Annotated in this window: 22 protein-coding genes and 1 riboswitch; of the genes, 12 read left to right on the forward strand and 10 right to left on the reverse strand. The window is 57.6% G+C overall.

Going from position 1 to position 25,223, the window contains the following annotated elements; all coding sequences use genetic code 11:
* Positions 1–302: 302 nt before the first annotated feature.
* The 3 genes from IB213_RS00945 to IB213_RS00955 all read right to left on the reverse strand — a co-directional run bounded on the left by IB213_RS00945 (position 303) and on the right by IB213_RS00955 (position 3,428).
* Positions 303–1,043, reverse strand: coding sequence for a response regulator transcription factor (locus tag IB213_RS00945; protein ID WP_192405098.1), 741 nt, complete (start codon positions 1,041–1,043; stop codon positions 303–305).
* A 169-nt stretch (positions 1,044–1,212) separates the two neighbouring features.
* Positions 1,213–2,676: a bifunctional serine/threonine-protein kinase/universal stress protein gene (locus tag IB213_RS00950; protein WP_192405099.1), complete on the reverse strand. Its 1,464-nt coding sequence runs from the start codon at positions 2,674–2,676 to the stop codon at positions 1,213–1,215.
* Entirely contained in the window at positions 2,673–3,428 is a 756-nt protein-coding gene (locus tag IB213_RS00955) for a metallophosphoesterase (protein WP_191722480.1), read from the reverse strand. Before IB213_RS00955 ends, IB213_RS00950 begins: the two co-directional genes overlap by 4 nt.
* A 217-nt stretch (positions 3,429–3,645) precedes the next feature.
* On the opposite strand from IB213_RS00955, the gene IB213_RS00960 reads away from it, so the two are divergent.
* A complete protein-coding gene (locus IB213_RS00960) occupies positions 3,646–4,320 on the forward strand; it encodes a 2'-5' RNA ligase family protein (RefSeq protein ID WP_192405100.1) in 675 nt (224 codons plus the stop codon).
* Between the two features lie 7 nt (positions 4,321–4,327).
* Here IB213_RS00960 and IB213_RS00965 read toward each other — a convergent pair whose 3' ends face one another.
* Positions 4,328–4,747 carry an organic hydroperoxide resistance protein gene (locus IB213_RS00965; protein ID WP_191722482.1) on the reverse strand — a complete coding sequence of 140 codons (420 nt, stop codon included), beginning with the start codon at positions 4,745–4,747 and terminating at the stop codon, positions 4,328–4,330.
* Between the two features lie 182 nt (positions 4,748–4,929).
* Complete coding sequence (locus IB213_RS00970; RefSeq protein WP_191722483.1) at positions 4,930–5,778, reverse strand: 3-hydroxybutyryl-CoA dehydrogenase; 849 nt, start codon at positions 5,776–5,778, stop codon at positions 4,930–4,932.
* A 107-nt stretch (positions 5,779–5,885) separates the two neighbouring features.
* Here IB213_RS00970 and IB213_RS00975 point away from each other — a divergent pair, with 107 nt between their 5' ends.
* The 5 genes from IB213_RS00975 to IB213_RS00995 all read left to right on the forward strand — a co-directional run bounded on the left by IB213_RS00975 (position 5,886) and on the right by IB213_RS00995 (position 13,133).
* Positions 5,886–7,535 carry a GMC family oxidoreductase gene (locus IB213_RS00975; protein ID WP_192405101.1) on the forward strand — a complete coding sequence of 550 codons (1,650 nt, stop codon included), beginning with the start codon at positions 5,886–5,888 and terminating at the stop codon, positions 7,533–7,535.
* A gap of 164 nt (positions 7,536–7,699) precedes the next feature.
* Positions 7,700–9,490, forward strand: a complete 1,791-nt coding sequence (locus IB213_RS00980) for a PHA/PHB synthase family protein (protein ID WP_370551129.1) — start codon at positions 7,700–7,702, stop codon at positions 9,488–9,490.
* A 108-nt stretch (positions 9,491–9,598) separates the two neighbouring features.
* Positions 9,599–10,375: an enoyl-ACP reductase FabI gene (gene fabI, locus IB213_RS00985; protein ID WP_191722485.1), complete on the forward strand. Its 777-nt coding sequence runs from the start codon at positions 9,599–9,601 to the stop codon at positions 10,373–10,375.
* Positions 10,376–10,453: 78 nt separating this feature from the next.
* Positions 10,454–11,887, forward strand: a complete 1,434-nt coding sequence (locus IB213_RS00990) for a bifunctional enoyl-CoA hydratase/phosphate acetyltransferase (RefSeq protein WP_192405102.1) — start codon at positions 10,454–10,456, stop codon at positions 11,885–11,887.
* 19 nt (positions 11,888–11,906) lie between these two features.
* On the forward strand, positions 11,907–13,133 hold the full coding sequence (locus IB213_RS00995) for an acetate/propionate family kinase (RefSeq protein WP_192405103.1): 1,227 nt from the start codon (positions 11,907–11,909) through the stop codon (positions 13,131–13,133).
* On the opposite strand, the gene IB213_RS01000 is transcribed toward IB213_RS00995, so the two are convergent.
* The 3 genes from IB213_RS01000 to IB213_RS01010 are packed head-to-tail and all read right to left on the reverse strand — an operon-like array spanning position 13,130 to position 17,955.
* A complete protein-coding gene (locus IB213_RS01000; RefSeq protein ID WP_192405104.1) occupies positions 13,130–14,338 on the reverse strand; it encodes a GGDEF domain-containing protein in 1,209 nt (402 codons plus the stop codon). The genes IB213_RS00995 and IB213_RS01000 overlap by 4 nt on opposite strands.
* Positions 14,339–14,367: 29 nt before the next feature.
* On the reverse strand, positions 14,368–15,867 hold the full coding sequence (locus IB213_RS01005; RefSeq protein ID WP_191722489.1) for an AMP nucleosidase: 1,500 nt from the start codon (positions 15,865–15,867) through the stop codon (positions 14,368–14,370).
* 3 nt (positions 15,868–15,870) lie between these two features.
* Positions 15,871–17,955, reverse strand: coding sequence for a bifunctional diguanylate cyclase/phosphodiesterase (locus tag IB213_RS01010; RefSeq protein ID WP_192405105.1), 2,085 nt, complete (start codon positions 17,953–17,955; stop codon positions 15,871–15,873).
* 298 nt (positions 17,956–18,253) lie between these two features.
* On the opposite strand from IB213_RS01010, the gene dtd reads away from it, so the two are divergent.
* From dtd to metF, 4 genes are all read left to right on the forward strand, one after another.
* Positions 18,254–18,709 carry a D-aminoacyl-tRNA deacylase gene (gene dtd / locus IB213_RS01015; RefSeq protein ID WP_192405106.1) on the forward strand — a complete coding sequence of 152 codons (456 nt, stop codon included), beginning with the start codon at positions 18,254–18,256 and terminating at the stop codon, positions 18,707–18,709.
* Between the two features lie 151 nt (positions 18,710–18,860).
* A riboswitch (S-adenosyl-L-homocysteine riboswitch) is annotated at positions 18,861–18,970 on the forward strand.
* 75 nt (positions 18,971–19,045) lie between these two features.
* Positions 19,046–20,476: an adenosylhomocysteinase gene (ahcY, locus tag IB213_RS01020; RefSeq protein ID WP_191722492.1), complete on the forward strand. Its 1,431-nt coding sequence runs from the start codon at positions 19,046–19,048 to the stop codon at positions 20,474–20,476.
* Between the two features lie 134 nt (positions 20,477–20,610).
* Entirely contained in the window at positions 20,611–21,774 is a 1,164-nt protein-coding gene (locus IB213_RS01025; RefSeq protein ID WP_191722493.1) for a TlyA family RNA methyltransferase, read from the forward strand.
* A 111-nt stretch (positions 21,775–21,885) separates the two neighbouring features.
* Positions 21,886–22,719, forward strand: coding sequence for a methylenetetrahydrofolate reductase [NAD(P)H] (metF, locus tag IB213_RS01030; protein ID WP_370551130.1), 834 nt, complete (start codon positions 21,886–21,888; stop codon positions 22,717–22,719).
* A 63-nt stretch (positions 22,720–22,782) separates the two neighbouring features.
* On the opposite strand, the gene IB213_RS18205 is transcribed toward metF, so the two are convergent.
* A complete protein-coding gene (locus IB213_RS18205; protein WP_255501784.1) occupies positions 22,783–22,917 on the reverse strand; it encodes a hypothetical protein in 135 nt (44 codons plus the stop codon).
* Here IB213_RS18205 and IB213_RS01035 point away from each other — a divergent pair.
* On the forward strand, positions 22,916–23,428 hold the full coding sequence (locus IB213_RS01035; protein WP_225214022.1) for a septal ring lytic transglycosylase RlpA family protein: 513 nt from the start codon (positions 22,916–22,918) through the stop codon (positions 23,426–23,428). The genes IB213_RS18205 and IB213_RS01035 overlap by 2 nt on opposite strands.
* A 121-nt stretch (positions 23,429–23,549) precedes the next feature.
* On the opposite strand, the gene IB213_RS01040 is transcribed toward IB213_RS01035, so the two are convergent.
* On the reverse strand, positions 23,550–24,452 hold the full coding sequence (locus IB213_RS01040; RefSeq protein WP_191722495.1) for a 23S rRNA (adenine(2030)-N(6))-methyltransferase RlmJ: 903 nt from the start codon (positions 24,450–24,452) through the stop codon (positions 23,550–23,552).
* Between the two features lie 333 nt (positions 24,453–24,785).
* Between IB213_RS01040 and rplM the strand changes: the two genes are divergently transcribed.
* Complete coding sequence (rplM, locus tag IB213_RS01045) at positions 24,786–25,214, forward strand: 50S ribosomal protein L13 (protein ID WP_191722496.1); 429 nt, start codon at positions 24,786–24,788, stop codon at positions 25,212–25,214.
* Positions 25,215–25,223 lie beyond the last annotated feature (9 nt).

Genomic DNA, 25,223 nt, shown 5'->3' on the forward strand with positions numbered 1-25,223 from the left:
AAAATAAATCAGTGCACCGTGAGACAGGTTGTCTGAGGTCATGCGCTGCCTTGCTAGCTTGGGCTGCAAGGCCAGTCGCAGAGGCGCAGCTTCAGAGCGTTACTTGGCGACGGGATGTTGAGCCAAACAGCTTCAGGCATGGCGAATGCTTGAAAAATTGTGCACGCAATCTACCTGATGGGTAAATCAAGTAGACGGTGCAGGTTTTTGTCTCCAGCGTACGTGCCGCGCATGAGTGAAGGCGATCTCCTGGCTAGAGGATCTGGTTTGGCACAGTGTGATCTAACCGTGCGATGCCGGTGTCATGAAGTTTGCAGCTGCCTGCCGCTGGCTGCCGCGTGTTCTGGCGCGGGTAGTATTTCCATTCGATAGCCCAAGCCATAAATGGCGCTGAGCTGGTAAATCTGCCCAGCACCGTGGAACTGATTGAGCTGCAGCTTGGTTCGCAGGCGCGAGGCGTGGGTATCCAGTGTGCGTGAAGGTGTGGGGGTGATGTTCCCCCAAACGGCTTCCGTCAAGTGATTGCGTGAGAGCAAGCGGCCGCAGTTCTGGAACAAAAATTCCGCCAGCTCATACTCGCGGTGTTTGAGCTCAATGGGCTGGTTATGCAGGTACACCGTGCGTGCCACCGGGTCGAGACGGTAGGGCTCAAATTCCAGGCGCATGGTGGTGGCGTCTGGATAGGCGCGGCGCATCAAGGCGGTGATGCGAGCCATGAGCTCCTGAACACGCAAAGGCTTGACCATAAAGTCATCCGCACCGGCATGAAAGGCCGCCACGATGTCTTGTTCTTCGTGGCGCTGGCTGGCAAACAGAATCGGCTGTTTGCAGCCTCCAGCTTCACGCAGGGCGCGCACAACTTCAATGCCGCTCAGCCCAGGCAGGAGCCAGTCGACGATCAACAGATCAAAGCTTTCGCGCCGCATGGCGCGCAGCAAATCTTCTCCTGTCTCGAACAAAATGGTTGCGTGCCCCATTTGGTGAATGGTGGCTTCTACCAGCCGAAGAAAGATTGGGTCGTCGTCGAGAACAGCAATGCGCATGGCGTTGGTTGTAACAAAGAATTTCACATCATGGTGCCCGTTAATGCAAATGAATGCAAAACGTCAGAGGATGTATCCATTGGTGGTTACATGCTTTTCGCAGATTTGAGTAGACGAATGCGAAATTTCATTGCAATTGCTAGAGTTTAAAAGGAGTGTGCACAAACTTCTATGTTGTGATTTCAGTGTGCGAAGTTTGCAACTGACTGAGTGCTTCGAAAGGTAATTGCTGCTTGACCAGGATGACAGTGCAAGGCGCATCGCGTGCTACGCGCATGGGGACGGTGGAAATCAAGCGCTGCATCTGCAAGCCATGGGTGGCTGCGCCCAGAATCAGCAAGCCTACGTTATTGCCTTGCGCGTAGCGAACGATGGCCTGTGCCACGTCAGATGCTTCCAGGACGTGGTAGCTCACACCGTGTCCGCCCACCTGCAGGCCTTGTGCCCATTGTTTAAGCCGCGCCAAGTGCGTGCGGTGCAGCTGCGTTTCACTGCGGCTGCTGTCAGTGGCGCTGCTGGCGGAGGGCGAGATGACGGTCACCACGGCCAGGCGTGCACCGGGGCGGGTGGAAAGGGACCGGGCGACAGCTTGGCGCAGGCTGTAGAGAGTGGCATCGCTGACGTCTTTGTGCGGAACGGCCACCATGAGGATGGGCACTTCGGTGATTTGTTGTGACGGCAGGGGGCTGGGATGGTATTGCATGCCCGCCGCTTTGATCCAGCGGCGCATCTTTCCAAAGAAGGAGATGCCGTGAAGGCGCATGCCGCGCTGGGTGATGGGCACTTGCTCGGGGTTGGCCAGATCGAATGCCAGCTCTGCAGCGGTGGCATAACGCTGCGCTGCTTCTGGCTCCAGACAGCGCAAGATAATTTCTTGCAACCAATCTGGGACATCGGCGCGCAAAGCACGAGGTGGCGTGGGGGCCATCCACATGCGCTGGCGCATGCCGCCGTCAGTGGCAGGGCTGCCAAACGGCAGTTCGCGTGTGGTGAGCTCATAGAGCATGACCCCGATGGCAAAAATATCGCTGCGCAAGTCACCGCGCACACCTACGATTTGTTCCGGTGAAATCCATGCTGGAGACCCGACGGCCTTGCGCAGCTCTTCGGCCAGAAGATCAGGGTAGTGCGCGTGGCTGGAGAGCCCAAAGTCCAGCAGCACGGCATTGCCGCTGTCTTGAATGAGTACGTTGCCGGGCTTGAGGTCCAGGTGGCAGCAGTTTTGCTGGTGCAAGCTGTGTGCCGCCTGAGCCATGGCAGAGCCCAGTTGGGCAATGGTGGTGATGGGCTGTGCAGAGGGTTGATCGAGCCAGTGCTGCAGCGTGTGGCCCGCCATGTGTTCCATGACCAGATAGGGCAGCCGTATCAAATCTCCTGCGGCCACAAAGCGAGGGACGTGAGGCCCGTGCAGGGTGGGCAAAATTTGCAGCTCCATCTCAAAGCTGACAATGTTTTCTGCCCCGTCTCCGGCGGTCATCCGCGGGATTTTCATCACCATGGGAAAGCCGGGGGCTGTGGCGGGCCGCAGCGCCTGTGCATAGCGCACGCTGTAGATGTGGGCCATGCCTCCCGCATGAATGCACTCTTCGACTAAAAAACCATCAATTTCGGTGCCGGGTGTCAGTTTTTTCATCGGCCCTGCTCCAGGCGTTCTGCAAAAGTGCTGGGCATGCCACTTTTTTGCACCGCTTCAATGGCGGCGGCGTGGTCATAGGCAATGCGGTGAAACGTCATGGTGGCCGCGCTGTCGTCATACAGGGCATACATGGCGCGCAAATCGCCATCGCGCGGCTGGCCGCATGAGCCCACAATCGCCAGCCACTGTCGGTGTGTCGGCACGGGGATGGGAACGCCCGGTTGCGGCACAAAGCGCATGAGCTTGGCGGTGGGAGTGAGGTAGTACAGCGATTGCTGGTGCACATGGCCGCTAAATACGTAGCGGATGCTGGGGTCGATATCGCTGGCCGCAGTCATGCTGCGTTCGGCCATGACACTGTTTTCTACATAGGGCCAGCGCTCAGGCCGATGGGCGCTGGCATGCACCAGCAGCACGCTGCCGTGCTGATCCAGCAAAGGCAGCTGTGCCAGAAATTGGGTGTGTACGGGCGCAAGCTGATCGTGTGTCCACTGCGCGCCTTGCTCGCCCGTGTGCTGAATGTGACTGGGCGGGTGCAGTGCCAGATCGTCGTGGTTGCCCCGCACAATCCATGCGCCTTCTTGTACGGCATGCATGATGGTGTCCAGCACTGCTGCGGGACTGCCCCCGTAGCCCACCAGGTCGCCCAGAAATGCCAATTGTGTGGCGCCTTGTGAGCGCGCGTGTTCCATGCAAGCCTGTAGTGCTTGGATGTTGGCGTGAATATCGGAAAACAGAGCCAGTTTCATAGCCGCTATATTCACGGCTCAAGCTGGCGGCAGACTTGCAGCATGTACTGGTGCTTACCCGATGATTATTTGAAAAGATAGCTGCTGTCGCTTGTAGTACGGGTATTTGAGATATTTTTGATATGGAAAGTGTTGTTGGCTTTGCGTTGGCAGCTATTGTCTTTAATGTGCATATGCCTTGGCATGCCCCAAAGCGTGCAACCACGGGGAGCCACTGATGGGAGGTTCTGAACCGTTGCAAACACAGGCCTGCGAAGACCGTGATTTTTCAGAGTGGCACGGCGGCTGCCCATGGTGTGCCGTGTGGGTGGTGCGTGTGGATGGTATGCAAGTGCAGGCTTTGTTAGACCAGTTGCGTGCCGCCATACAGCCTTGGCTGCTGCCGCGCTACGAACGGCAGCCGCACGTCACCGTGGCCTACCGTGGGCTGATGGTGGATGCGCAGCCCCTGCATGCATGCCCGCAAGCCACATTTGGCACCACTCAGTTGGGTGCTGACATTGCTGCTTTTCAGGCGGCAGAGCTGGCACCTTTTTCGCTGATGCTGCAGGGCGTGGGAAGTTTTTCGACCGTGCCTTATCTGGCGGTCAGCGCGAATGCCCGCTTGCAGCAGGCGCACGATGCGGTCGCGGCCTCTGAGCCCTTCCCAGGCTGGCGCTATGTGCCGCATCTGACACTGGGGCATTACGCCTGTCAGATGCCCATGCACAGGGTGCTGCAGCCGTTGCAAGCCTGTATAGCTGAAGCGCTAGGCTTGCCGGTGCCTGTGGATGCACTGTGGCTGGCCCGCTATCGCACCAGCGACATTGCGGGTGCACTGCATTTTGAAGGGCGTTTTGACCTGCGCACCCAGACATACCACGCAGAGCCGGGTGCGCTGATTGTGCTGTAACGCGCGTTCAGGCGAGGGTCAGCGTCACGGGTATGTTGCCGCGTGTCGCGTTGGAGTACGGGCAGACTTGGTGGGCGGCATCTACCAGTTGCTGGGCCTGGGCTTTGTCCATGCCAGGCAAGTGAATGTGCATGCGCACGGCAATGCCAAAGGCTTGGCCGACGGGGCCCAGGTCGACTTCAGCATCCACCGACAGGTCTTGGGGAAGATTGATTTTTTGACGCGCAGCGACTGCTTTGAGCGCCCCAATAAAGCAGGCGGAATAGCCGGCTGCAAATAGCTGTTCGGGGTTGGTGCCTGCACCACTGCCACCGGGCGGGGACAGTTGGATATCAAGTTTGCCATCATTGGTGCGTGAGGCACCTTCGCGCCCGCCTGTGGTGTGCGCGTGGGCGGTGTAAAGCACTTTGTCCAGTGGTTGAGTCATGACGATCTCCTTGAGTGGGTGTGAAAACACGGGTACCCCGCGTTGCAGGCGACCAATCTAAGGGCATATGCCGCCAAGACGCGTAGGCCGGCATGCCAAAGAAAATGCGCCCAGCAATCAGGGATTGCTGGGCGCATGGGGAAATATGCATGGCCCCTGTGATCAGGGGCTGCAGCGGGGGGTTAGTACGTGTACACGCCTTGTCCCGTTTTTCGGCCCAGACGGCCAGCGGCCACCATTTCGCGCAGCAAGTAGCAAGGGCGATATTTGCTGTCGCCAAACTCCTCCAGGTACACCTCCATCACGGCCAGGCAAACGTCCAGGCCAATCATGTCAGCCAGCGCCAGAGGGCCAATGGGCTGGTTGCAGCCCAGTTTCATGCCAGCGTCGATGTCTTGCGCGGTGGCGGTGCCTTCAGACAGCACATAGAAGGCTTCATTGATCATGGGCACCAGGATGCGGTTGACCACAAAGCCGGGGGCGTTCTTGACGGTAATAGGGCTCTTGCCCAGCTTTTCAGACAGTGCCTTGACCGTATCGTGTGTGGCATCGCTGGTTTGCAGGCCGCGAATAATTTCAACCAGCGCCATCATGGGCACAGGGTTGAAAAAGTGCATGCCGATGAACTTGTCAGCGCGCTGGGTGACCGCGCCCAGCTTGGTGATGGAGATCGAGGAGGTGTTGGTTGCGATCAATACTTCAGCGGGCAAGACCGTGTCCAGCTGCTTGAGAATTTTGACCTTCAGGTCGTAGTTTTCAGTGGCCGCCTCAATCACCAGCTGGGCTGCTTGGAGGTCATCGTAGTTGGTGGAGGTTTTGATCAGCGACAAGGCTTTTTCTTTGTCGCTGACAGTCATTTTTTCTTTTTTGATCAAGCGGTCCAGACTGCCTGCAATGGTGGCCAGGCCCTTTTGTACGGCAGCCTCGGAAATATCCACCATCACCACAGCCACGCCAGACACAGCACAAGCCTGCGCAATGCCATTGCCCATGGTGCCCGCACCCACGATGCCTACGGTTTGAATGCTCACGATCTCATCTCCCTGGTTAATTCATGATTGGTATACGGGGAAGATGGTATCCAAATTCTCTGACAGGTCACGTAACGTAGGTGCCTTCTACATGGGGAGCGGTCAGCATGGATGAAACATTTGACTTTGTCATCGTTGGTGCAGGCTCTGCAGGCAGTGTTCTGGCGGGACGATTGAGTGCATGCGGGCAGTACCAGGTCTGTGTACTGGAGGCTGGAGGCTCTGATGACATCAGCCTGGTGCAATGCCCGGCAGGCATCGCCGGTATCGCCAAGAGCCATCGCTTGAACTGGTCCATGCAGACAGTACCGCAGCCGGGCTTGAATGGTCGCAGAGGGTTTCAGCCTCGGGGCAAGGTGCTGGGGGGGAGCAGCTCGGTCAATGCCATGATTTACCTGCGGGGCCAGCCGCAAGACTTTGACTGGTGGGCAGCCCAAGGTAACCCCGGGTGGTCTTGGCAGGATGTCAAACCTTGGTTTTTAAAAGCGCAGAACAATGAGCGCGCAGCAGATGCCTTTCATGCCAAGGGTGGTCCCTTGAATGTGGCTGATTTGCAGCAACCCAACCCATTGAGCATGGATTTCATCGAGGCGGGCGTTCAGGCTGGGCATGTACACAACACGGACTTCAACGGACACAGCCAGGAAGGGATTGGTCTCTATCAGGTGACACAAAAGGGCGGAGAGCGTTGCAGTGCAGCCAAGGCTTATCTCACGCCCTATCTGCATCGCAGCAATTTGCATGTGCGCACGGGGGCGCAAGTGCTGCGAATTTTGTTGGCACAGACGGATGAAGGCTGTCGTGCCACTGGTGTGGAATATGTGCGTGGCGGTGTGCGCCGGACAGTGCATGCGCGCCGTGAAGTACTGCTCAGCGCCGGGGCCTTGCTTTCACCGCAAATCTTGATGGTTTCGGGCATCGGTCCAGCGGACCATTTGCGGGACACCGGTGTGCCTTTGCTGCATGAACTGCCGGGTGTGGGTAGCCATCTGCACGACCATCTGGACGCCGTCTTGGTTGCAGATGCACCAGCTCTCACGCAGTCGTTTGGCTTGTCTGCGCCTGGGCTGATGCATATCGCCCGTGGTGCCTGGGAGTGGCACCGCAAGCGCACAGGTATGTTGACGACCAATTTTGCAGAGGCGGGTGCTTTCCTGCGCAGTCACCCAGATTTGGCGCAGCCTGATTTGCAGTTGCATTTTGTCGTTGCTAAGTTGCTGGACCATGGTCGAAAAACAGTGTGGGGGCATGGTTTTTCATGTCACGTCTGTGTGTTGCAGCCCCAAAGCCGCGGGAAGGTGCGCTTGCGCAGCTCCAATCCGTTGGCCCTGCCTGATATTGACCCCAATTTCTTGGGGCATGCCGCTGATCTGCAGCGCACAGTACAGGGCGTGCAGATGGTGCGCCGCATCCTGGCGCAACCAGCGCTGGCGCGGCATAACGCCAAAGAGCTGGCAGCCTCTGCCGCTGCACAAACACCTGAGCAAATCGCGCAATGGGTCAAGCAAACTGCGGACACCATCTACCACCCTGTAGGGACTTGCCGTATGGGGCCTGGCCCCATGGATGTGGTGGACAGCCGGCTGCGCGTACACGGTGTGCAGGGCCTGCGTGTGGTGGATGCGTCGATCTTCCCGCGCATCACTAGCGGCAACACCAACGCCCCCACGATCATGGTGGCTGAAAAGGCGGCCCATATGGTGCTGGAAGCCACACAGCAAGCAGTATCTCAAGCAGGTAGCGCAGTGCTGGCCTGAGACGCAAGCCAGGGGGGCTGAGGAAGATAGTCAAGGTTTCACACCCTCCTTTATGAGAAGGCTTGATCCGCATCAAGCCGCAAGGCTTCGTATTTGATGGAAGGCATGGTTTTCCCGAGAATGATGTTGGCTGCTACAAGTTGTAACCCCGTTTTGAGGTGAATGTGACTACCGAAAATACCCCGACATGCACGCAAGGTGCAGACATGCAGGCAGAAGCTGCTCAGGCGCTTGATGACCGTGTCCGTGCCGCATTAAGTGCAACCACCATGGGCTTGTCGCCTGTGGCATTGGGCTTGGCCAGCGCAGACTGGCTGATGCACCTGGCAACGTCGCCCGGCAAGCAAATGACTCTGGCGCAACGTGCCATGCAGTTATCGCAGCAGGCAGCGCAAGCCAGTTTGCAGCCGGTCGGGGAGAGCGATGCGCGGTTCAAAGATGCCGCCTGGCAGCAGTGGCCCTACAACGCACTCAAAGAAGGCTTCAAAGCCAGTGATAGCTGGTGGCATGAAGCCGCGCAGGTGGAGGGCATGACGCGTCACCACCGGCAATTGATCGATTTTTTTGCGCGCCAGTGGATGGATGCGTTGTCCCCCTCGAACTGGGCGGCCACAAATCCGGAAGTGCTGGCGAAAGCCAAAGAGACAGGCGGAGAGAGCCTGCGCAAGGGGCTGCAGCTGTACATGCAGGACCAGCAAGCCGCGCAAAAAGCCAAGGCAGAAACTGCAGCCAAGGATTTAGAACCGCTGGAGTATGCGGTAGGCAAAGACGTTGCCTGCACTCCGGGCAAGGTGGTATTTCGCAACCACCTGATCGAGCTGATCCAGTACAGCCCTGGTACCGATAAGGTGCTGCCAGAGCCTGTACTGATCGTGCCGTCTTGCATCATGAAGTACTACATTTTGGATCTGTCTCCGCACAATTCCATGGTTAAGTACTTGGTCGGCCAGGGGCACACGGTTTTCATTGTTTCTTGGCGCAATCCAGATGCTTCGGACCGTGACCTGAAGATGCAGGACTATCTCAGTACCGGGGTGCTGCAAGCCATGGCGGCTGTTAAAAAATTCACAGGCGCAGCCAGCATTCACACGATGGGATATTGCCTGGGCGGCACTTTCCTTGCGATTGCTGCAGCCGCATTGGGTCGTGTCAAGCGCAAGAAAACGCTGACTGCCAAAGAACAGGCGCTGATCCCCGCAGACATGCCCAGCCTGAGCTCGGTCATGCTGCTGGCAGCGCAGACGGACTTTTCAGAGCCGGGTGAGCTGGGCGTTTTCATCGACGAAGAGCAATTGGCAAACCTGCGCCAAAGCATGAATGAGCGTGGGTATTTGTCCGGCAAGCAAATGGGCGGCTCTTTCCAGTTTCTGGCATCCAAGGACCTGGTGTGGTCGCGCAATACACGCCGTTATCTCATGGGCGAAGACGATGCCAGCTTCGATTTGATGAGCTGGAACGCTGACCAAACCCGTTTGCCTGCACGCATGCACAACGAGTACCTGACATCAATGTTCCTCAATAACGCCCTGGCATCCGGCCAATATCGGTTTGCGGGTGCGACGGTGGCGCTGATGGATATTGATGCTCCGATGATGGTCGTGGGTACGACGCGTGATCACGTATCCCCCTGGAAATCGGTGTACAAAATTCACCTGCAGACCGATACCCATGTCACCTTCGTCTTGGCAGCAGGGGGACATAACGCCGGCATTGTCTCTGAGCCAGGGCGCCCGCGCCGTAGCTATCAGATTGCCAGCGTTGAAGAAGGCCACGGCTGGGTGGATCCGGATGACTGGGTCGCACAGACGCCTGTGGTGCAGGGCTCGTGGTGGGAGGCGATGGACCAGTGGATCAAGCAGCGCTCTGGCACACCTGTCAAAGCCAAGCCTATTAAAGCTGAGCATGTGCTGGCTGATGCCCCGGGCGAATACGTCATGGTGCGCTACGCAGATTAAGCACTGGCCGCAGCCATTCAACGCACATTCGTGCGTTGCCAATCAGTCATTTATTCACAGCACCGTGGGCGGTGCTGTGCACAGAAAAAACAATGAGGGAGCAGATGTATGAGTAAAGCAGCAGCGTTCAGCTTGGCTGGGAAAAAAGGTTTGATACTGGGTGTGGCCAATGAGCGATCCATTGCTTGGGGATGCACCGAGCTGGCACGTGCACAGGGTGCAGACGTTGTGGTTTCTTGTCTGAATGAAAAAGCCCGCAAGTGGGTGGAGCCATTGACAGCACCTATTGGTGCAGAACTCATGAATTGCAACGTTGAGGAGCCCGGTGAGCTGGAAGCTTTGGTGCAGCATGCGGTGCAAAAGTTTGGCAAGCTGGACTTTGTCATTCACTCGATTGCATGGGCTCCTTTGGATGACCTGCACGGCGATGTGGTGGACAGCTCACGTGAAGGTTTTGCACGGGCGGTGAGTGTGTCGTGCCATTCTTTTGCGGAACTGGCCAAACTGTGCGCGCCGCATATGCCCGATGGTGGCAGCATGCTCTCGATGAGCTATCTGGGCTCGGGCGAGGCAGTGCCCAACTATGGATTGATGGGCCCCGTGAAGGCAGCGCTGGAGTCCATGGTGCGCTACATGGCCATGGAGTTGGGTCCTCGAAATATTCGAGTGCATGCGGTCTCGCCAGGCCCGATCTTGACGCGCGCAGCCTCGGGTATTGCAGACTTTGATGGTCTGATGGCAACGGCCCAGGCGAAGGCGCCGCTGCAGCGTTTGGTGACGTTGGAAGAAATTGCACAGCTCAGTGCCTTCCTGTGCTCAGACGCTGCCTCTGGCATGTCGGGGCAAACCATTTATGTCGATGGTGGTGTGCACGCCGTAGATTGATTGCCCTTTCTTTCGATCATCAATTTACACACAACACGCTAGCAAGGCTGGCAAGTTTGACGGAATCAGGAGAGCAGTATGAATACCCAGGCACCTGCCATCGAATGGATGGAAAACGTAACGTACGACGAGCTGCAAGTTGGTCACAGTGCGCGCTTGCTACGGACCGTAACGTTGGAAGACATTCAGGCCTTTGCAGCGGTTTCTGGTGACATCAATCCCGCGCACTTGAATGCCGAATATGCCGATGCCACCATGTTTCATGGTGTGATTGCGCATGGCATGCTGGGTGCGGCATTGATTTCCGCCTTGTTTGGCACGCAGTTTCCTGGCCCCGGCACCATTTACCTGGGGCAAGAGCTGAAGTTCACCAAGCCTGTGCGTATTGGCGACACCTTGACCGTGCTAGCTACGGTGGCTGAAAAGGACGATGAGAAAAAGCGCGTCAAGATGGACTGCCTGGTGACCAACCAAAAGGGGGAGGTGGTACTCAAGGGTGAGGCCAAGCTGATGCCTCCATCGCAAAAGGTCAAAGTTCCAAAAATTGATGCGCCGCAGATTCAGTTGTTCGATCCAGAAGCGCGCTTCAAAGATTTGCTCTCTCGTGCACAGTCTCTGGAGGCGGTGCGCTGTGCCGTGGTACATCCTTGCGATGAAGGCTCGCTCAGTGGTGCCATGGATTCGGCACGCCATGGCTTGATCCATCCGGTGCTTATCGGTCCAGAAGGTCGTATTCGCAAGGTAGCGCTGGATGCAGGCATCAGCCTGGAAGGCGCAGAAATTATCTCGGTAGAGCACAGCCACGCTGCAGCCGAGCTTGCCGCTGGCATGGCTGCGCGGCAAGAGGTGGAAATTTTGATGAAGGGCAGTTTGCATACAGATGAACTGCTCAAGGCGGTGCTGGCGCAGCCTGCTTTGCGCACGGGGCGACGCCTGTCGCATGTCTTCCGTTTTGATGTGCCGCTGTATGCCAAACCCTTGCTGATTACAGACGCCGCAATCAATATACGTCCGACCTTGCAGGAAAAGGCAGACATCATTCAGAACGCGATCGATTTCGCTCGGGTGATGGGCACCGAGGCCCCCAAGGTTGCGATTTTGTCTGCTGTCGAAACGGTGACCCCTAGCATCCCATCGACGCTCGATGCCGCTGCGCTGTGCAAGATGGCTGATCGGGGCCAGATTCAAGGGGGACAGCTGGATGGGCCGCTGGCATTTGACAATGCCATTTCCATGGAGGCTGTGCGCATCAAAGGCATTGCTTCTGGGGTAGCCGGGCAGGCCGACATCTTGGCCGTACCTGACCTGGAAAGCGGCAACATGGTGGCCAAGCAGCTGGAGTATTTTGCCGGTGCATCTGGATCTGGTCTGGTGCTGGGTGCACGTGTGCCGATTGCGCTCACCAGCCGTGCAGATGGCCCACGCGCGCGCGTCGCCTCGTGTGTGCTGGCCGTGCTGTCAGCGCATGATCAACGCCAGCGCAAAGCGGCCAATGCCTGGAAGCAAGGCTAACTACGGTAAGGAGATGGAAATGGCCATTTTGGCAGTGAATGCGGGGTCGTCCTCACTGAAGTTTTCCTTGCACCCTCTGCAAGACGGGCAGGTGCAGCCATTTGTTCTGTCCGGCAATATTCAAGGTCTGGAGCCCCAAGGGTCACCATGCATGGATTGGACCTATAGAGGCAAGAAGCACTCGGAACCACTTGCTGTAAGTGCAGGCAGCTCTTATTTTGAGGCTGCTTTGCACAATGTGCGTGCTTTGGTAAATCGCCTTGAAGCGGCCCCAGATATTGAAGCTATTGCTCACCGGGTGGTGCACGGTGGCGGAGTCTTCACTCAGTCAGTGCTGGTGACCGATGAGGTGCTGCAGCGGCTGGCCAGCTTTAACTCCTTGGCGCCACTGCATCAGCCGCACAATTTGGAAGGCATTCGGCAGTTCCGTGCTGCGTTTGCGCATTTGCCGCAGATTGCCTGCTTTGATACAGCGTTCCATGCGTCCATGCCTGAGGTGGATTTTGCGTTTGCACTGCCTCAATCTTTGCAGGCGCAGGGTGTGCGCCGCTATGGCTTTCATGGGCTGTCCTACCAGTACATCATGTCTGTGCTGCAAGAGCAGACCCTGCGCGGACGTGGCCGTGTTGTGATGGCGCATCTGGGCAATGGCGCCAGTCTGTGTGCCGCGCTCGCTGGCAGCAGTGTGGCCACCACCATGGGGTTTTCTGCACTGGATGGTTTGATGATGGGCACACGCAGCGGCGCTCTCGATGCCGGTGTGCTGCTGTATCTCATGGAGCAAGGCTGGACGCATGCGCAGATGGAAAAGCTGCTCTACAAGCAAAGCGGTTTGCTGGGGGTCTCAGGTATTTCCGCTGACATGCGCAAGCTGCGTGCAGATGGCAGCGAGAACGCACAACGCGCCATTAACCAGTTTACGCACCGTGTGATTCGCGAAACAGGTGCACTGGTGGCATGTCTGGGGGGGCTGGATGTGCTGGCATTCAGCGGTGGGATTGGTGAAAACGATGTGGAGCTGCGTGCACACGTGTGTGAAAGGCTGTCGTGGCTGGGCATACGCATGGATGCGCAGCGCAACCAGGAGGCAACCGGCAAACACGCTTACGCGATCCATGCGCCAGATAGTTCGGTGGAAGTTTGGGTGATTCCTACCGATGAAGGGCGTGTGGCGGCCCGCGAAGCTGCCGCACTTTTGGAGCAGCAGCGTACACCTTTGGTCGCGGCAGGATCTGCCCTGGCCTAGGGTGCCGGGGATGGCTCCTGTGCCGCGCGCGCAGGAGCCAGTGCGGGCGCAATGGAGGTCCGTTCAAACACCAGCCGGCCACGGCCATTGCTCTTTGCCTCGTACAGCGCGGTATCGGCATGCTGCAGCAACTGTGGCAGGCTTTGTGGCTGCTGCAGCGACTGCAGCGCACAGCCGCCACTGAGATGCAGAGCGAAGCCCAGCTCTTGCAGTGATTGCTGCTGCACCATTACGCACAGGCGCTGATAAAAAGCATCCACTGCGGCCGGATGGGCGTAGAGCAGCAGGCAAAACTCTTCCCCTCCCCAGCGTGCAGCCATTTCGTCGGAGCGCACTTCGGACTTCAGCGCCCTTGCCAAAAGCTGAAGTGCTTGATCGCCGACGCTGTGGCCGTGCTGGTCATTGACGTCTTTGAAGTGGTCAATATCAAGAAGCAATACGGCCAAAGGCAACTGCTGGCGTTTGGCCAGGGCCTGCATCAGTGGCGCGGCCTGGAGCAAGGCGTGGCGGTTTGCCAGCCCTGTGAGCTGGTCGTTCATTGCCAGCTCACGCAGCTTCTGGTTGGTTTCGTCACGCCAGGCCACCAGCATGCACACCAGCACCAGACTGCCACAGACCTGTGCAATCACGGCAAACACATGGTTGGCAACACCATCCTGTGTAAAGGCATTGAGCCATTGCGTGTAAGTTGCTAAATAGGCGCGCGTGAACAGGCTGCAGCTCATGACCAAGGCACAACCTGCCATAAGGAAGCGCCAGTAAGGGGCTGCAGGGCGTTGTGGTTGCAGGCACATCCACCCCAGGCATGCAATGGACAGGCCGTGGCACAGGCTGTACCAGGCCATGCGCTGTGCCGTGCTGTCTATGAAAAAGATGAAACCCAGAGGCCCCAGGACACACAAGCCGAGTACCACCCGGCTCAGCGGTTGATGGCCCAGCCAGCTTTGCAGTGTTTGGGCCATCAACCACTGCGCTGCAGAGGCTGCGCATGTCGCTGCAACACTGAAGATGGGGTCCCATGTGGTGCCACGAATGCGGCTGGCAGCCAGGATAAGTGCCCAGCCCAGTGCCTGAAGCAGGAAGTAGCCCTGCATGTGCTGCGCAGCACGGCTGATCGGGGTCCCCATTGCAAGCGGCAGCGCCACGCCAATAACGGCCAAATTGATGGCTATCAAAATGGCCATGGAGGCGAAGTCAAGCTGCATGATGGGTGGGTGCCGGCAGGATGGAGAAATTACTGAAAAGCTACTTCGGAGAAACTGCGCAGCTTGCGACTGTGCAGACGCTGTGCACCACCCTCTCGCAAAAGCTCAACGGCACGCATGCCGATGCGCAGATGCTGATCAACGCGTTCACGGTAAAAGTGATTGGCCATGCCAGGCAGTTTGATCTCTCCGTGCAATGGTTTATCGCTCACGCACAGAAGTGTGCCGTAAGGCACACGAAAGCGAAACCCGTTTGCAGCGATGGTCGCACTCTCCATATCCAAGGCAACGGCACGGCTTTGGCTAAAGCGCCGCTGTGGCAGGTTGTCGGGTAGCAGCTCCCAGTTGCGGTTGTCGGTGCTGGCCACAGTGCCAGTGCGCATGATGCGCTTGAGGTCGTCGTCTGAGACTTGCGCTACATCTGCCACAGCTTGTTGCAGCGCCTGTTGAATTTCGGCCAGCGCAGGGATTGGTACCCACAGAGGAAGTTCCTCATCCAGGACATGGTCTTCCCGTACATAGGCATGGGCGAGCACATAGTCGCCCAGCCTTTGGCTGTTGCGCAAACCGGCGCAGTGACCCAGCATCATCCAGGCATGGGGGCGCAGTACGGCAATGTGGTCGGTAATGGTTTTGGCATTGGCCGGGCCAACACCAATGTTCACCATGGTGATGCCCCCACGGTCGGCACGCACGAGGTGGTAGGCCGGCATCTGGGGCAAGCGCGGCGGGGTATTGCCCAGTGCATCTACATCTTCTGCGGCTAAGCCGGTACGGCGTGTGACGACATTGCCCGGCTCGATGAATGCAATGTATTCACTGTCGGGCTTGGCCATCTCGGCATGCCCCAGGCGAATGAATTCATCAATGTAAAACTGGTAGTTGGTAAACAGCACATAGTTTTGGAACCACTCAGGGGCTGTGCCGGTGTAGTGGCGCAGGCGATGCAAAGAGTAGTCAATACGTGGAGCCGTAAACAGCGACAGGGGAAGCGCACCGCCGGGCTGTGGCTGCCAGGTGCCGTTGGCAATGCCATCGTCCATGGCTGCCAGGTCTGGCAGATCAAATACCTCGCGCATCATTTGCCGGCGCTGGGCGCTGAGACTGCCCTCGACGTGGTCGTTGTCAGCAAAAGAGAAATGAATCGGAATGGGCTGTGTGCTCAGGCCCACTTCAAATTGCACGGCATGGTTGCGCTCTAGCAAATCCAGTTGTGTGTGCAGGTAATTGGCAAAGAGATCGGGGCGCGTGACCGTGGTTTCGTACACCCCGGGGTGGTCAAGGAAACCATATGCCAGCCCTGTGTCAGGCCTGCGCACGCTGTGTGCCTGGATGCGCAGCATGGGGTACCACGCGCGCACGACGCGAGGAAAGTCCTGGCCTTCAACATAGGCTTGCATGGCGCTGCGCAGATGTTGAATCTGCTGCTGATACAGCGTCTGCAGATGCTGGATGGCATCTCTGGCATGCGTGAAGACCGCCGTAGCGGCAGTACTAGAAGAAGTGGCTGGCGATGGGGTGTAGTGCATCCCTCATTGTGGCGCAATCATTTGACAACGGTGTTGCTGCCAGCGCAGAGCGTCTTCAGCGGTCATGGGGCGAGACAGGTAGTACCCTTGAATCAGATCGCACCCCATGGCCTTGAGCAAATCCCATTGCGCCTTGGTTTCTACGCCTTCACCCACGACGCGCAGACTCAGACTGTGCGCCATCTGGATGATGGCTTTGATCAGACTGACATCGTCTGCATCTTCCGGCGTGTCTTTGACGAACGAGCGGTCAATTTTGATTTTGTCCAGCGGATAGCGCTTCAAGTAAGCCAGGGATGAGTAGCCCGTTCCAAAATCATCAATCGACAGTCGAACGCCCAGTTTTTGCAAGGCGTTCAGGGTGGCAAGGACATGCTCTGACTGCTTCATGAGAGTGGTTTCTGTCAGCTCAATTTCCAGCCACTGGGGGTCAATGCCCGTGTCAGACAGCACGTGCTGCACCTCGGTCACCAAATTGCTTTGATTGAATTCAATCGCAGACATGTTGACGGAAACTACAACAGACGGCAGGCCCGCATCGCACCAGGCGCGCAATTGCTTGCAGGCAGCCCGCATGACCCAGCGATCGATGATGGAGATCAATCCCCGCGCTTCTGCAAAACTGATGAACTCGCTGGGGGGCAGCAAACCCCGCTCTGGGTGTTGCCAGCGCACCAGCGCCTCAAAACCTTCGAGTCGGTTGGTTGCCAGGTTCCACAGGGGCTGATAGTGCAAGACCAGGCCGTAGTCTTTTTCAACAGCTTCGCGCAATAACTGATCCTGCGCCAGCAAACGGCTGGGGCGCACTTCCATGTGGGTGCTGTAGTACTGGTGGTTGCCTTGGCCAAGGCTCTTGGCTGTTTCCATGGCTGCGCTGGCATTGAGCATCAACTCCTCGGCGCAGTTGCCATCTTCCGGGTAGAGGCTGATGCCGATGCACGCAGGCAGGTTGGCCATCGTGTTGTGCAAGGCATAGGGCTTGTTGAGCACGAAGCGGATTTCACGCAAGATGCAGTCAGGCTGACAGGCTGTAAGTGGGGAGGCCAGTACCACCACAAACTCATCGGCCCCCAGGCGTGCCACGCAATCGTCCGGGTGTACTTTGCTGCGTAAACGGCGGGCCGTTTCTATCAGTAGTTTGTCGCCTGCATCGTGTCCCAGTGAGTCGTTGACGTCTTTGAACCGGGACAAATCCACATACAGCACGGCAACATGCTGCTGGCACTGTTCTGCGTGGCACAGTATCTGGCGCAGTTGCAGCATCAAGCCCTTGCGATTGGGCAGGCGGGTGAGCGGGTCGTGGTAGGCCAGAAAGTGGCGGTCGGCCTCTACCCGCTTGCGCTCTGTAATGTCGCGCAGCACTACCAGCCCGAAATGTCCTGAATCACAGCCATCTTCCGGAAGCAGGGTGACGGATACCGCCACATCCAGCTCCTGCCCGCTGTGGTGCAGCAAGCGCGTGTCTTGGGCATGGGTGGTGCCCTGATCAATCAATACCTGCGCGTTGGCGCGCAGCACATGGGGCAGCAAGTGCAAAACGGGGCGATCCAGCAACTGGCTCAGTGGGTAACCCGTGAGCGTGACCGCTGCAGGGTTGGCATCAAAAATGAGTCCGTGGCGAAAGAAAATGAGGGCTTCACTGGTGGCCTGGGCATAGCGACGCATGCGCGTATCGCTTTGCTGCACCATCTGCCGCGCGTCCACCAGTGACAGGTCTTGCAAAGGGGTCACCACGATGGCGAAGACACCCTCTGCATTGGCATGTGCCACCAGCTGGCTTTGGATGCGTTGATTGCTGCTAAATGGCAGCTGCGTTTGCAGGCTGGCTCCATGCACGTGTGTAAGCGCCAGACGTTCCAGTTCGCATTTCCAGTCGTTCCATTCGCAGGGAGAGAGGTAGTTTTGCGGCTCTTTGCCCACCAATTCTTGGGAGGGCATGTTCAGCAATTTGGCGTACGTCGCCGTGGCCCACAGGCAGCGCCCGCCAGGCCATTGCAGATAGGCCATGGGTGCACCTGTGGCAATGGCTACGGCGTGCAGAATGTCTAGCGATATTTCACTGGGCGCACGGGGAAGCACATGAATCATTCAGACACCTGTGGCGTGGAGCGAGTGAGTTTGAGCAGGCCACGCAGGCGCGCAGCAGTGCTAGACGGTGGTGGATGAAAGAGTTCGGACATGGCTGTGGGTATAACCGAGGCGATGTGTGCCTGTTTTGCGTTACGGCAAGAGCAGAAAATCGAGTGCATGTCTGGTGCGGCAGACCAACAGCTCCGTGTGCTGCAAGAATAGGAGCTGTTAGCGCTCTCCCTTGATGGAGATTACCCCTATTTGTATTCAAGATGCTTGCGTGGAAAGCATCGATAGCTATCAATTTATTTAAATCATGATCACTGTATTGCAGCGCGTGCGCGAAGCACGTGTCGACATCGAAGGGCGCACCGTTGGTCAGATTGGCCATGGTCTGCTGGTGCTGGTGTGCGCCGAACAAGGCGACAGCGAAAAAGAGGCTGACAAGCTGCTTGCCAAGCTAATGAAGCTGCGCATCTTTATGGATGACGCCGGCAAGATGAACCGCAGCGTGCAGGACGTGCAAGGGGGGCTGCTGATCGTCAGCCAGTTCACGCTGGCGGCAGATACGACCGGTGGCAACCGGCCCAGCTTTACCAGGGCGGCCAATCCGCAAGAGGGACAGCGCCTGTATGACTATCTGGTAGAGCAAGCAAAAGTGCTGCACAACGTGGGGCCAGTAGCGACTGGGGCCTTTGGGGCTGATATGCAGGTGCACCTGGTCAATGACGGGCCGGTGACCATTCCTATGCGCATGGCACCAGCGGCATAGCGTGCTGAGGCGGGTGATGGCTGTGGGGGGCGTACCAAGCCCAGCTACGGCTGTCTGCGTTTTAGGCCGTGTATTTGAGCGGCTTGCCCGTATAAAACGCTGACACCGCATGCCAGCCAGCAGGCTCGATTACAATCTCCCACCTCTTTTCCTTTCCGAGGAGCGTTGCAGCGTCCACCCCATTGAGCGGTGGCGTGAGGCTCGGAAAGACGGCGGCCACCTGCAGTGGCTTGGCCTCTAGGCAAACGACGCTCACCCACGCTTTCTGTGCGGTGAGATGGCTTATCCCTCTTCTTCCTCAGAACGTGGTTTTTCATTCAATTGTTGGAGAAAACCATGAACGCTGCTGTTCGCTTTAACCCTGCCGATTCGGCCATTACCGACATCAATCTGGCTGATTGGGGTCGTAAAGAAATTCGCATCGCTGAAACCGAGATGCCCGGCCTGATGGCCATCCGTGAAGAATTCGCTGCTGCTCAGCCCCTGAAGGGCGCACGCATCACTGGCTCGCTGCACATGACCATTCAAACGGCCGTGCTGATTGAGACACTGAAGGACCTGGGCGCGACTGTGCGCTGGGCTTCGTGCAACATTTTCTCGACCCAGGACCACGCAGCAGCTGCTATTGCCGCTACTGGCACGCCAGTGTTTGCGATTAAGGGTGAGTCGCTCAAAGATTACTGGGATTACACCCACAGCATCTTTGAATTCGGTGCCAAGGGCACTGAAGGCGAAGGCCCCAACATGATTTTGGACGACGGCGGCGATGCCACCGTGCTGCTGCACCTGGGTCAAAAGGCCGAGAAAGATATCTCCGTGCTGGCCAACCCCGGCTCGGAAGAAGAAAAAATCATGTTCGCGGCCATCAAGGCCAAGCTGGCAGTGGACAGCACCTGGTACACCCGCAAGTCGGCTGAGATTCGCGGCGTGACCGAAGAAACCACCACCGGTGTGCACCGCCTGAACGAAATGTCGGCCAAGGGCACGCTGCTGTTCCGCGCCATCAACGTCAACGATTCGGTCACCAAGTCCAAGTTCGACAATCTGTACGGCTGCCGCGAATCGCTGGTGGACGGCATCAAGCGCGCCACCGACGTCATGATCGCCGGCAAGGTGGCTGTGGTGGCTGGCTACGGTGACGTGGGCAAGGGTTGCGCGCAGGCCCTGTCCGCTCTGCGCGCCCAAGTGTGGGTGACTGAGATTGACCCCATCAACGCCCTACAAGCGTCGATGGAAGGCTACAAGGTCGTGACCATGGAATATGCCGCCGACAAGTGCGACATCTTCGTGACCACCACCGGCAACAAGGACATCATCCGTCACGAGCACATGGTGGCCATGAAGGACGAAGCCATCGTCTGCAACATCGGTCACTTTGACAACGAAATCGACGTCGCCTCGATCGAACAGTACGAGTGGGAAGAAATCAAGCCCCAGGTTGACCACATCAAGTTTCCCGACGGCAAGAAGATCATCTTGCTGGCCAAGGGTCGCCTGGTGAACCTGGGTTGTGCCACTGGCCACCCCAGCTTTGTGATGAGTGCTTCGTTTGCCAACCAGACCATCGCTCAGATCGAGCTGTTCACCCGCCCTGAAGCCTACGAAGTGGGCAAGGTGTACGTGCTGCCCAAGGTGCTGGACGAAAAGGTAGCCCGCCTGCACCTGAAGAAGGTGGGCGCACAGCTGACCGAGTTGAGCGATGCGCAAGCCGCTTATATCGGTGTGAAGAAGGAAGGCCCTTACAAGCCTGAAACCTACCGCTATTAATCATGGCGGGGCAAAGCTGCAGCACGTGCTGCAGCTTTGCAACCTTCGGTGCTGATATGAAGACATGGAGCGCGGCTTGCGCAGTCTGGATCAGCGCTGAAGGCTAATTTGAGTGAATAAAAGGAAACTACGCCATGCGCGCAGATGTATTTTTGGTGGACCACGGACATGCCACCACCCGTTCGCAGGCCCAGCGCCTGATCGCTTCGGGCGTGGAATGGCGCCTGACGCCGTTGGCCCCATGGAAAAAAGTTGCTAAGAATGGTGACGACATCCCCGCAGGTGCAGAGCTGAAGCTGCTCGACGATGCGGAAGTCAAATACATCTCTCGCGGTGGTTTGAAGCTGGAAGGCGCGTTGAACGCCACAGGCCTGAAAGTGCAAGGCTTGCGTTGCCTGGATGTGGGCCAAAGCACGGGCGGCTTTACCGACTGTCTGTTGCAGCGCGGTGCCGCACAGGTGATTGGCGTGGACGTGGGTCAGGGCCAGCTGCATGACCGTTTGCGTGAAGATGTGCGTGTGATCTGCGTGGAAGGGGTGAACGCCCGTTTCATGACCACAGCCATTTTGGAAGATGCCTGTGAAGAAGTGATTTCTGAGCGCTGGGAAGAGGAAGAGGACAACGAGACTTTGCCCCAGGCTCCTTATGCATGGATGCGCAATGGCGGTCAGGTTGACGAAGAGTACGACGACAGCCGCGATGCCAAGGATTCGGACATCGAAGCCTTCAAGGCTGAGCGTGCCGCCAAGGCCAAAGCCCGTGCTGAAGGCACTGTTCCTACCGAGCGCCGCCGCAAGGCAGAGTACGCAGATGTGAACATTACGCCCGAGTTTGACTTTGTCACCGGTGATGTCTCCTTCATCTCGTTGACGCTGGTGCTGCCTGCTGTGGTGCGCATGCTCAAACCCCACGGTCATTTGCTGATGCTGGTCAAGCCTCAGTTTGAGCTGCAGCCTGGTCAGGTTGGCAAGGGCGGCATTGTGCGTGATCCTGCCTTGTTCAAAGAGGTAGAAGCGCGCGTGCGCACGTGCTTGGCCGAGCTGGGTCTGGAGGTGAAAGCCTGGATGGAGTCTGCCATCGAAGGCGGCGACGGCAACCACGAGTTCTTTGTGCATGCGGTACAGGGCGCCCAGATCAAAAATTTAGACCAGCCGTTGCCTGATATGCCTGCGGCAACTGCCACCAAGCGTGTTTCGCGCACGGTGCTGCGTGAGCTCAAGCGCATCGATGTCATTGATGACGAAGAAGATGGCTACAACGTACCGGGGCCTGCGCGTCCCAAGCGCAAAAAGGCTTAAGCCGCACGAAAAGCGGTGCTAAGAGGTGGGCAAAGGTGCCGTGTCTGTCACCTTTGCCGCACAGAGACAGTCAGCAGCTTGCCGGGAGGGCAGGCGACAGGAGTGATGAACGTGGCAAATACATTTCCCATCAGCTTTGAGTTTTTCCCCACCAAAACGGCTGAAGGCGCTGCCAAACATGTGCAGGTGCGCCAGGCGCTGTATGCGCGCAAGCCCGAGTTCTGCTCTGTCACCTACGGTGCGGGTGGCTCCACCCAGGCAGGCACTTTCAGCATGGTGCGCGATATTCAGGCAGAAGGGGTGCAGGCTGCATCACACTTTTCGTGCATTGGCGCTACCAGCGACAAGGTGCGTTCAGAGCTGCAAGAGCTCAAAGACATGGGTGTTCGGCGCATTGTGGCCTTGCGTGGAGACTTGCCCAGCGGCTATGGGCTGGGAGGCGAGTTTCACTACGCCAGCGATCTGGTGGCCTTCATCCGCAAAGAGTTTGGCGACTGGTTTCATATCGAGGTTGCCGCCTACCCAGAGACCCATCCGCAAGCCAAGTCTCCAGAGACAGATCTGAAAGCTTTTGCTACAAAAATTCAGGCTGGCGCGAGTGCAGGAATCACCCAGTACTTCTACAATGCGGACGCATATTTCCGTTTTTGTGAAGGGATTCAAGCACTTGGCGTGTCGGCTCCGGTTGTTCCGGGTATCATGCCAATCCTTAATTCCTCTCAACTCATGCGCTTTTCCGATGCGACCGGCGCTGAGATTCCCCGCTGGATTCGCCTGCGTCTGCAGGCCTACGGGGACGACGTAACCTCTATCCGAGCCTTCGGCATGGATGTGGTTACTCGCTTGTGCGAGCAGTTGCGTGACCAAGGCGCACCCGGCTTGCACTTTTATACGATGAACCAGAGCGCAGCCACTTTGGAGCTTTGCGACCGCCTCGGCCTGTAATTCAGACTTTGCGGATGCCGCAGGCCCTTGGTGTCGCTTTTTGTGCGCTCACCGTTAGAAGGGTTAGACCATGCCTGCACTAGGGTGCCAGTCTGCTTGCGCTGATACGTCTTTGTCTTTGTTGTCTTTGGCACGCCGTCGTGCCATGCCCGCAGCCTCACTGCTTGTGGCTGCTTTGTTGAGTGCTTGTGCTCCCATGCCGCCTTCTGCTGAAGGCGCTATCTCCACCAAAGGAGATACGACCTCCGATACCCGGGTGGGCATGCGTTTCGGCTCAGAGCTGCTGGCCAAAATTGCACCGCCGCCTGCACGCGGGCTGGGTGATCCCGCCAAGGCGCTCAAGCAAAGCCTGTATGAGCTTGAATTGCCAGAGGTTGACCAGCAAGGCGTTGCCTCATGGTACGGGCCGGGCTTTCATGGCCGCAAAACAGCCAATGGCGAGCGTTTCAACCAGTATGAGCTGACTGCCGCTCACCCCACTTACGCGTTTGGTACGCAACTGTGCGTGCGCAGCAAGGCCACGGGGCAGGCCGTTGTGGTTCGTGTGAATGACCGCGGACCTTTTGTGAAAAACCGTGTGATTGATTTGAGCAAGGCCGCTGCTGAAGAAATTGGCATGCTGGACCGTGGCGTGAAGGCGGTGGAAATCTACAAGCTCGATGAAGGCCAGGACGATTGCCCTGACGCATTGCTGCAAGCCAAAGGCTGAATGAACGCCAGTTGCACATAAAAAAGGAGCTGTTAGCGCAGTGTTTATAGGGTTTTCAAGGTGTTTTAACCTTGAAAACCAGTAAGCACGGGCGCTGACAGCTCCTTTTTTTGTCTGCCAGTTACTCGCCAAACTCCAGTGTGTGGGTGGCGTTCTTGTCTTGTGCCAACAGCTTTTGCATTTGAGGCAAAGCCTCTTTCAGTGCTGCACGCAGCGTGAAGGGCGGGTTGATCAAGAACATGCCGCTGGCGGGCAGGCCTGGGCGCTTGGCAGCGCCGGTGTCGCCGTAGTCGTTCACTTCGCTGCGCAGTTTGCTGGATTTGACGGTCAGCGTAGCGTGCAGCCAGCTTTTGCCAGCCTTGTTGGCCATGGTTTTGAGGCGCTTGGGCAGGTCATGCGCATCCTGGCGCGGAATGATGGGGTACCAAACGGCGTACGTGCCAGTAGAAAAGCGCACCAAGGCATCGTCCATCATGCTGATGACGCGGCCATAGTCGGTTTTCATTTCGTAGCTGGGGTCGCACAGCAAAAAGCCGCGGCGCGAAGGTGGCGGCAAGAAACGCTTGACGCCGTTAAAGCCGTCTTCCAGCAGCACTTCGACCTGCTTGCCAGCATCCAGCTGAGACATGTTGCCGTCCAGCGCGCGCCAGTCAGCAGGGTGCAGCTCAAACAGGCGCAGCTTGTCCTGGGGACGCAGCAGGCTTTGCGTAATGAAGGGGGAGCCGGGGTAGGTCTTGACGCCCTTGCCCTGATTGACGCTGCGCACGGCCTGTACGTAGGCGCGCAGGGCGGGAGTCAATTCCTCTTCAGGGGTGTCCAGCAGGCGGGCAATGCCGTCTTTGGATTCACCGCTGGTGTTGGCAAAGTCGCCGTCCAGACGGTACAGGCCAGCACCCGCGTGGGTGTCGATTACGCTGATGGCGGTTTCTTTTTGTGCCATGTGCTGCAAGGCAGCAATCAAGACGGTGTGCTTCAGGACGTCGGCATGGTTGCCGGCATGAAAGCCGTGGCGGTAGCTGAACATAGGTCGTAATTCTTTTCGTTTCAGTGCGGCAGCCGGGCTGCAGCGGGGCGGGCGGCCCAAGGCCGCAGTTGGTTTACCAGTGTGGGCCGATTTCAGTTTGAGCGACTAATTCCACACAAGCACAAGGTGCTGATGGCGCTATTGGACGCTATTTCGTATAATGGCGGGCTTCGCAGCGATTTTATGGGTCCCGCGGCGAAGTGTTGAATCCCTGGTGTAAAGCCTTGGCTTCAATACATACTGCCTAAGAGGCTTCCTGGTTCAGCAATGAATTTAAGAAGAAGCACCGACCGCAGAAAAGGATTCTTCAAACCTTCTTGAAAGAGAAATCTCATGTCTACATTCAGCGCAAAACCCGCTGAGGTGCAACACGAGTGGTTTGTGATTGACGCCACCGATAAGGTGCTCGGACGTGTCGCCAGCGAAGTGGCACTCCGTCTGCGCGGCAAGCACAAGGCAATCTACACACCTCACGTTGACACCGGTGACTACATCGTCATCATCAACGCTGCCAAGATCAAGGTCACTGGCACCAAGAACCTGGACAAGGTGTACTACCGTCATTCGGGTTATCCAGGCGGCATCACTGCCACCAACTTCCGCGACCTCCAGGCTAAGTTCCCTGGCCGTGCGCTCGAGAAGGCCGTCAAGGGCATGCTGCCCAAGGGTCCTCTGGGCTACGCCATGATCAAGAAGCTGAAGGTTTATGGTGGTGCTGAGCATCCCCACACCGCACAGCAGCCTAAGGCTCTGGAAATCTAAGGAGACTTG

The sequence above is a fragment of the Comamonas sp. CMM02 genome, assembly GCF_014851485.1.
Classification (GTDB): domain Bacteria; phylum Pseudomonadota; class Gammaproteobacteria; order Burkholderiales; family Burkholderiaceae_C; genus Comamonas; species Comamonas avium.